Here is a 9,087-nt window from a genome sequence, read left to right as displayed (position 1 = left end):
TTTTATATCAAAATCTTTATTTTCTGTTTCTTCCTTCTCATCCTCACCATAAATATTCTTTAAAAATATAAGAGATAGCTGCGACCAGCTATCCCTATCAATAAATAGTGCTTTATCAAAAATCCCTGACACAAAACTACTATCAATATTTATTAATCTAGTATAGACTGGTGCAGTAAATGGATTTATTATCATAAAAACACCACCAAAACTATTAATCTTCAAATTTTATTTAATGAAACTGTCTTTTAAAGAAATAACTAAATCATTATTAAATTAAATATAAACATTTTCTTGTTTTCAAATCCTAAATTTTCACCATTTTCAAACCTGAATGCATAAGTTCAACTCTATCAAGAAGGACTTCTGAACCTCTGGCATCCAAATCACCTAATTCCCATTTTAATACTACAATATCATCAAAAGTATACATCTGGGACATCTGGTAATTATCATTTAAAATTATTATTGTTCCTGGAAGTGGTATCCTTACTCCCATTTCTATAGTCCCATCTGCTGCTAAAACTAGTGGATTATATCGTCCCACTCCTTTTTCAAGCCTCAATATATTATTCTGATGCTGTACATTTTTTCTAACTATATGTACAAAATCATTCCTTCCTCCTTCTTCTTTTGTTTCATATTCTATACTTCTTCCTATACCGCTCACTTTTGAAAAACTTGTTAAGAGAGGTCCTATTGTAACTATAAATTTATTGTTTACTACCAATCCTCCATTTTCCCATTGTTTAACTTTAAGATTGGTATCCCATTTTTTAACTGAACTTTCTTCAAATATAGCCAATTGCAACACCCCAAAATCAAATAAATTATTATTTTATACAGAGAATATATTTTTAGGTTCATCATTTAAATCACTGTTTATCTTTGATATTTCATCACACCATCTTCTTCTTTCTCTGTGCTCCATATTCATAACTTCATCATGACTCCAATGGAAATAATAAGCAATAAATGCTACCTCCTTATAAATCCGATCAATTGGATATGATGTTATTGATCGGTTGTCATAAAATTTATAGGTGCTTCTATTTCTTTTCCACAATGTGGACATATTGTTTTATATGTTGGTGTTTCCATCTGGTTTATTCTTTGATATAAATCCTGTAAATAAGCCAAATCCATTGTAAAAAGCTTTTCTATAAGTCTTACATCTACCATAGATATTCCTTCTAGGCTTGTAATAACTCTTGCTAAAAGTATTATTGTCAGATACCCAGGATTCTGTTGAACTCTTGGGTCTTTCATTGGAACTATTTCATCTGCTGCAGTCGCTAGTCTCATTACACCCTTTTTATGAATTTCTCCATCTTCATCAACATAACCTCTAGGTAATTCAAATTCATATTCAGTCTTAAATGACATAATATTTTCACCTCATATTCTATATTTAAAATCAAGCTATGTATAAATCAGTACACTTTAACTAGATAAAATACATAGCCCTATTTTATTTTATACTGTTCTCTTTAATCCTTCATGTGCAAGTTCTATGCTTTCAAAAGCTACTTCTGATGATGTAGCATTTAAGTCTGGACCAGTATACTTTGTTGGCCAAGCAGCTTCAATCTGCCATGTTGCAACAGCAGTAGTCATATCTTCAGCTAGAAGTGTTATAACTACATTTTTACGAGGAATTGCAACCTTTTCATCAGCTGGATTTAACCAGTCATAAAGAACATGAGTATCTATTAACCCAGTTTTCAAAGTTATATTTCCAAATTTTCTTAAACCTTGAACTTTTCTTGGTGTTGGTCTTTCATTTCCTTCTCTATATTCAATAACATCAACTGAAGCATCAAAACCAGTAACTTCTGTAACTTCTGCCACTATAACATTATCTACTTCAACTTTAAATCTAAACTTGGTATATGGATATTTTTCAGCCATAAAAACTTTCCCCTTTCAAAATAATTCTTAATCCTCAGTATTATACATTTTCATTAGTCTTCTGAGTTATTCTAAATATTACAAATTCAGCTGGTTTTACTGGTGCAACTCCAATTACACAAATAAGTCTTCCATTGTCTATATCATCCTGTGACATTGTATCTCTTCCAACATTTACAAAGAAAGCTTCATCAGTAGTTGTTCCAGCTAAAGCTCCATTTCTCCATAATGTAGTAAGGAAAGCTTCTACTGTCCTTGACACTCTTATCCATAAAAGCTCATCATTAGGTTCAAATACTACCCAGTTTGTATTAGCCTTTATAGATTCTTCTATGTATATGAATAATCTTCTTACATTTATATACTTCCATTGTGCATTAGATGTACAAGTTCTAGCACCCCATACTCTTATTCCTTGTCCTGGGAAACTTCTTATTAAATTTACACCTTTTGGATTAAGTATATCCTGTTCACCTTTGTTGTATTGACAATCAAGGCCTGTACATCCTCTTACTACTTCATTAGCAGGTGCTTTATGAACTCCTCTAGTATTATCAGAACGAGCATATATACCCATCATTGATCCTGATGGTGGTATAGATATAGTCTTCTTATCTAATGGATCAAATACCTGAAGCCATGGATGATACATTGCTGCATAATTAGAATCAACTATATCTCTATGAGCAGAAACATCTGTAACTTTCTTTAAATCTTTTGGAATATCTAATACTGCAAATCTACTTCCTAAATTTTCACAATGAGCTACAAGCATAAGTTGAACATTAGGGTCTGTAACTCCTGGAACTGCCATTATGCTTACCACATCGTTATCTATGAACGCTTGAATTCCAGTTCTCTTTCCTGGACCATTATCCACACCTATAAAATCATCTGGAGCAAGCTTATTTGCTGAACCATTGCTTCCATCTACAAAATCAACCTTTAAAACTTCTAAGTCTTTTTCTTCACTCAACATAGCAAATGGTGATTCTGTTTCTTCTGGATATTTTCCTACATAATTTATAACAACTAGTTCAGACTTTGATGTTTTCTTATCAACATAATTTGCTGCCTGTTCATTGAATGATACATTTTCATATGTTTCTACAATATCATTGTATCTTATTTCAATACTAAATTCACAAGTTGAAATTACCTTTTTAGGTATAATATTTTTATCAACTACATCTATTTCAAAATCTTTCTCAAATTCAATGTAATTATCTTGAGATTTGCTTACAATATTATATATTTCTTCTTTTCCGTCAGAAAATACTACAATATCTCCAGCATTAAATCCATCTCCACTTTTGACCTTGTATCTTTTACCTGAAGCACCTTCTTCTTCAGATAAAATTTGAGTTTTTGCTTTACTTACTGGTGTAATTACTGCTTTTATGTCATTTCCCCAATTTCCTGGATTCTTTGCTTCAAACTTTAATACTGCTTCTTCTTTTGAAGGTACAAAAGCTTGTGCACACTTTGAATTTGATGGCATTACACGGGCAATAAATGCTCTTGAACCACCATTTACAAAGAAATGTTCTACTGCATATGGTAAAAATCTATATTCACCAAATTCACTTTCTGATAAATATCCTCCAAATTTTCTCTTGAAATCAGCAAAACTAGTTACTAATTCTGGCAAACCTTCAATATTTCCTCTTTCTGTAACTCCAATAAAACCCGCTGTACTTGTTCCTACCCCTTCCATAGGAACAGTACCTGATTCAAATTCTTCAACATATACTCCTGGTGATAAATATTCAGCCATAATTGTTGCGATTCTGCCATCCTATGACAAAATCTCGTTCCCCCTTTCTTATTCGTAAACTAAATTTATCATTAATAAATATAAAAATAATTTATTACAAGTATTAATTTTCAAGTAAAATTTTATAAATTATTCTTCTATGCTATTATAATATCAATTTTTTTTATATTTTACCCCACATAAAGATGTAGTTTTTATACTTATTACAAAAAATATTACTTTTTGTTAAATTACTACATTTTTATGTGGGGTAATTATTTCCTTCATTCAATATAATAAAATCATGATGGGTGTTTTATCTTTTTATGTAAAATGCATTGTTCTTCTAAAAATGGATTTTATTAAATTTATTCCAATTGACAATGAAAAATGAAACCTTAACAGAGATTTCCTTAATTATTATGTAGTTTTATTATTTTAAAACATATATACATAAATAAGCTTATCTTAATTTTAAATTATATTATGAAAACATAATCTAAGATAAAAACTGCAATTACACTGAGTTTTATAGTTGAAACATACAGAAATAGAAAAGGAGGGATTATGTTGCCACTTTCAGATACTATTGAAAAATATAACCAAAAAAAATTAGAATATTTAAGAAAAAAAACTGAACAAAAGAACCTTGAAAGGGAACGTGTAGAATTACGTGAAAAATTAAGACAGTTACAGGAACAGAAAAATACCTTGAAAGATTCTGATCCTCAAATAGATGAACAGATTGAGCAGACTCAGCAACAGTTTGATACATCAGAATTAAATCTCAATACAGTTGATACTGAAGTTACTGGTTTCGAAACAGAATTAAAGGAAATAATAGATATTACAAAAACTGATTCTTATCTTTCCACTTATGATAAAACCCAAAAGAAAGATACTGATATATTTGGTCTCAGTACGGTTAAAGCCCATTTTAAACAGCCACACAACATGAGTGATTTTGATATTGTAGAAAATTTTAAAAAACTTAAAGAAAATGCATTAGACTGGATTTCTGCATGTCCTAAATGGGAACATATTCGTCTTATGGATTTATATGACCATTATCTTTCTAATCCTGACGAAAACGAATATTCAAAAGAAACAAACGTTCCCAGAGCAATCATCTCAAAATCTGATGCAGGGCTTTATGAGTTTAATTTTACTAAGAATAGCTTTAAAAAGATATCTACTATTCCTAAAGATACAACTGTTACTGTTTCTGACAGCGCACTACAAGTTAAAACTTATAAAAAAGAAACTTACGTACAAATAAAATATGTAGCTGGACAAGATTTTCGCAATAAAACTACCACTGAAAAAACAGCATATGTAAAAACTAAAAACTTAACCTTTAAAGGCTACACAATGAATTTGCTTTCCACAATAGACTCTTCAGAAGAATTTACTGAAAATCTAGCTTCAACAACTAACGAATTATTGCGTTCTGTAAGATATGGATTATTCACCAAAAAAAGAGAGTCTGTTGCAGCTGAACAGTCAGCAAATGATTCTTTTAAATTAAACGATACTGTGACCAATCTTCCAAATCCTGCTTTATTAAGCGATAAGGAAATCTACGATATATTTGTAAATCTAAGTCAAACAGTTGCAAATTATTGGACAGAATGTGAAAAATGGATTGATGCCTATTATATACATCAGAAACGATTATCTGAAATATATAATAAATTCAAGAAACAAAATTTGAAAAAAACAGTTAAAAAAAGTGATAATTCTCCTGCTCAACTTCCTGACAGTGATTTGGAATTGTCAACTAAAAAACCTCAAACATTATTAGCTAAAATAACAAAGAAGAATGTTAATGTTTATATTAAAGATGGCACTACTCTTACAAGAGTTGCAGACCTTCATGAAAATGATTTTGTTAAAGTTAAAATCAAAGCCCTTTCAGGCAATACAAATGAACTTAAATTTGATTTTTTAAAATATGAAAATAAAAAATATCTTCCTATTTTTTGTTTATCAGGTTCTAAAATATTGCACGGTTATGTAAATTCTGATTTTGTATCATTTGTTACAACTAATGAGGAATCAGTACTTGAAGAAGCAAACCATACACAAGCTATAAAGAATGCATCTAATGATGATACAAAATCCATTGAAACTTTAGAAAAGACTGTACGAAGCAGAAGTGATATAAAATCTACAGATACTAAATATTCAAACTTATACAAAAACCCTGCTTTTATGTCTGAGCAGGAAATAGCTGATAACATAAAAGATTTAGATGATTTTGATAGTATATATAAATGGGTTGAAGCCTTTCCACTTGAACGAAAAAGAATAAAAAATATTTATGACAGGCTTTATGAACAGCCTAAAATCTCTAATGTAGATGGAGTTGAACTTTCAACTACTAATACATTTTCTACTGAAAAGCCAAAAACTATGATGGCAACAGTAATACGAGATAAAGCCAATGTATATCCTGCTGATGGAAATAGCATTAAATTTATTAGTGCAGGCTCTCAAAAAAGTAAAGGAGCAGGTGTTCTAAAAAAAGGTGCTAAAATACGTCTTGTTTTAAATGAATCATTAAACAATACTCCTTCTGCTAGTACAACTGGTACAAACACTGAACCTGTCTTTACATATCATAAAGATTCTAAGGGAAAAAATACCCATTACCTTAAAATTGAATATGTAGGACAAGACCTCAGATATACTGAAGGTTTTATAAGTGCAAATGCTGTATCTACATACACTACAGAACAGGAAGCAGATGATATTCTTTCTACAATTTTATCTGATGATTTAGGTGATAATTTAGATTTATCATTAGAAGATTCAGAATCAGGCTGGGATTATATTGAGGAGTCTAATGGCATTGTAGATTCAGTAGGAAATTCAGGACTTAAAGTTTCAGAAGAACTGAGCTTTAATAAAGATGCATATGATTTGACAATTTCAAGTTTTGGTTCTGCTGCTTCTCTTATAAATCTTGCCATATCCATCAAAGAATACTATAACTCTGACATTCATAATTTTGCAGATGTTATTAACAGTGAATTTTTAGGTGTACTATCTTCTTTAAGTTCTTCTGCTTCTTCTGTTATATCTTTATCGCAGATTATAGGAGAAAATGCAAACAAACAAAAATATGGTGATGACTCAAAAGTCGGACAAGGTTTAAAAGACTCAGGAGCTATATTTAGTATGATATCATCATCATTTGATTTTGCTAAAGCTCTTAGGGAACAAATTCCAGAATACTGGAATCATATAAAAAAGAGAGAAGGCATGAATGTTGGAGATATAATAGACAAGCTTTTGGACCTTTTAGATGCTGGTAACGGTATTTTTAAATCTCTTTCCGAGATATTTGAAAAAGCTCCTATACCTATAATCTCTTCTGCAATAAGCGTATTCAGTACTTCAATTAAATTGTTAATGGATATAATAAAATTTGCAAAATATGAAATTCAAGTCTTTAAAATGTTTAATATGAAAAAACATTTGAAAACTACTTATACTGTTAATAAAAATAAAAAAGATCGTGCAGCTGATCTAGATGCCTTAAACAAAAAAATAAACAACTTACAATTTAAAGGTATTAGAAGAACAGAAAACGAAAATACTCTTCTTAAACAATACCTAGAACAACGCTCACAATATATGGATATTTTCATAACAGACGAACTTGAACAAATAAATAAAAAGCGTAGAAACAGGACCGAATTAAAAATCACACAGGATATATTAAATCTTTGTGGAGATATTACTGGATTATTAGCTACTACTATTCCAGAACCACATGCAATCATGGCTCTGACAATGACTAAAATGGGAGCAAAAGCTGCCTCTGCTGGAATAGGACTTGGAGCTGCTGCTGCTAGGAACATAAAACAATGGTACAGAGATAAACAGCCTGACAACCCTAACAACACTAGAAATAAACAAATAAGATATGCTAAAATATCAGCAGGTATATTAAATAATTTAGCAACTCTTCCACTTGTACCAAAATTATCTCCTACTGCTACTGCTCAAGAAAAGAAAAAACATAAAGATGATACGAATAAACTGAAAGAACGATATACTCTATTAGAATCTCATATAATTGCTTCAGGTACATCAGTAAAAGAATTAATCAAGTGTAATGGTGATGTAGGTACAATGTTCCGATTATTATTCACCTCATTACAGAAACGTGAGTAATTTATTTTAGAAAGGATGAATTTTAATGAATAATGATACTAATAACAACGATTTTGATAAAATTCCAGATTTTTTTTATAATATCACTTTAAATTATCTTAATATATTAGATAAACACTTTTCCATGTCAGGATATGAAACCCTTCTTTTAAAGAGAGGTAAAGATGTAGGAGCAGATACTCTTGTAGTGAATTTTGGAGATGAATCGAACCCAATGGTTTTCTCTTTCACTTTTATTCCAATTGCTGCTGAAGAAATGGGACTCGATACTGTATTGCTTCAAGTTTATGCAGTTCTTCCTTCAAAACCTCAAATGAACACAATGAGTGTTCTTGAAAAATCTCTTAACTTTATTAATAATCAACTTCCTGTAGGATTTTTAAGCATTAATAATAACAATGAGATAATACTAAGAACTGTTCAAGCTGTATCTACAAACAGTTATGATTTAGAAACAAATATTTTTGATAAAATAGCAGAATTATTTCAAATAACAATTTCCATATATAATCCACATATTGACGATATCTGTCGTGGCAAAAAAACATTTAAACAGCTTGCTTTTGAGCTAAGCAATTATTAATGTCTATGTATAAATCAGATACAGGTAAAGATAAAAAAGACTCTAAATCCCAAAAAAATTCTGATTTAAAAAATTCATCTAAAAAGACTTCAAAGTCTTCACTTATTGGGAAAGCTTTCGACCTTATAAATACCTTTTCCAGCAATGAAAATTTTGAAGCTCAGGATGAAAATTTAAGCTTTGATGATGTTGTTAATATGCTGGAATCAGATTATGTAGATATAGGAAATAAAGATACGGACAGTTTTAATGAAGAAATATCTGATGATAAAGAAAATAATATTTCTGAAAACAATACTTTATCAAATAAAACAAAATATATTGATAATAATAAAGATGCTAAAACAAAAAAACACATAGGAAATTTTGACGGTCTTGTTAACATGGCAGATTCAGATTACACAAAAATTATATCTGAAAATGCAGATGTTCTAAGCAATAAAATATCTGATAACAAAAAAGACAATTTATCAAATAAAACAAAAAATAACAAAAATCATATTTATAAAAAACATATGAGAAATAATTCTCAAGAATATTCTTCTAAAAAAGATTCTGATGAACATAATGGATATCTTCCATCTAGAAAAAAAGATAGAAAGCATATTGAAGATTTAAACGAAATAATAATCAATTTAAAAAAGGATTACTT

General features: G+C 29.7%; 9 protein-coding genes. 3 read left to right on the top strand and 6 right to left on the bottom strand.

Annotated features, from left to right (window positions below; genetic code table 11):
* The 6 genes from Q0F58_RS15080 to Q0F58_RS15060 all read right to left on the bottom strand — a co-directional run.
* Positions 1-195: hypothetical protein (locus Q0F58_RS15080; protein ID WP_294378293.1), on the bottom strand; the 195-nt coding region annotated here is incomplete at its 3' end.
* A 112-nt stretch (positions 196-307) separates the two neighbouring features.
* On the bottom strand, positions 308-805 hold the full coding sequence (locus Q0F58_RS15075) for a phage tail protein (protein ID WP_294378290.1): 498 nt from the start codon (positions 803-805) through the stop codon (positions 308-310).
* 33 nt (positions 806-838) lie between these two features.
* Complete coding sequence (locus Q0F58_RS19685) at positions 839-1,075, bottom strand: DUF6760 family protein (protein ID WP_367118198.1); 237 nt, start codon at positions 1,073-1,075, stop codon at positions 839-841.
* Entirely contained in the window at positions 1,015-1,386 is a 372-nt protein-coding gene (locus tag Q0F58_RS15070) for a phage tail assembly protein (RefSeq protein WP_294378288.1), read from the bottom strand. The genes Q0F58_RS19685 and Q0F58_RS15070 overlap by 61 nt, the downstream gene beginning before the upstream one ends.
* Positions 1,387-1,476: 90 nt before the next feature.
* Complete coding sequence (locus Q0F58_RS15065; RefSeq protein WP_294378285.1) at positions 1,477-1,911, bottom strand: phage tail protein; 435 nt, start codon at positions 1,909-1,911, stop codon at positions 1,477-1,479.
* Between the two features lie 40 nt (positions 1,912-1,951).
* Positions 1,952-3,688: a phage tail sheath family protein gene (locus Q0F58_RS15060; RefSeq protein ID WP_294378283.1), complete on the bottom strand. Its 1,737-nt coding sequence runs from the start codon at positions 3,686-3,688 to the stop codon at positions 1,952-1,954.
* 546 nt (positions 3,689-4,234) lie between these two features.
* Here Q0F58_RS15060 and Q0F58_RS15055 point away from each other — a divergent pair.
* From Q0F58_RS15055 to Q0F58_RS15045, 3 genes are all read left to right on the top strand, one after another.
* Positions 4,235-7,852 carry a hypothetical protein gene (locus tag Q0F58_RS15055; RefSeq protein WP_294378280.1) on the top strand — a complete coding sequence of 1,206 codons (3,618 nt, stop codon included), beginning with the start codon at positions 4,235-4,237 and terminating at the stop codon, positions 7,850-7,852.
* A gap of 25 nt (positions 7,853-7,877) precedes the next feature.
* The gene (locus tag Q0F58_RS15050; RefSeq protein ID WP_294378278.1) at positions 7,878-8,435 is read left to right on the top strand and encodes a hypothetical protein; all 558 of its coding nucleotides are present in this window, start codon (positions 7,878-7,880) and stop codon (positions 8,433-8,435) included.
* Positions 8,436-8,440: 5 nt separating this feature from the next.
* A partial coding sequence (locus Q0F58_RS15045; protein WP_294378275.1) for a hypothetical protein occupies positions 8,441-9,087 on the top strand: 647 nt, incomplete at its 3' end.

The organism is uncultured Clostridium sp., assembly GCF_934754915.1.
In the GTDB taxonomy this organism is placed as follows: Bacteria; Bacillota; Clostridia; order Clostridiales; family Clostridiaceae; genus Clostridium.
The sequence above is the reverse complement of the archived record's forward strand: the minus strand, read 5'-3'. Positions and strand labels throughout refer to the sequence as shown.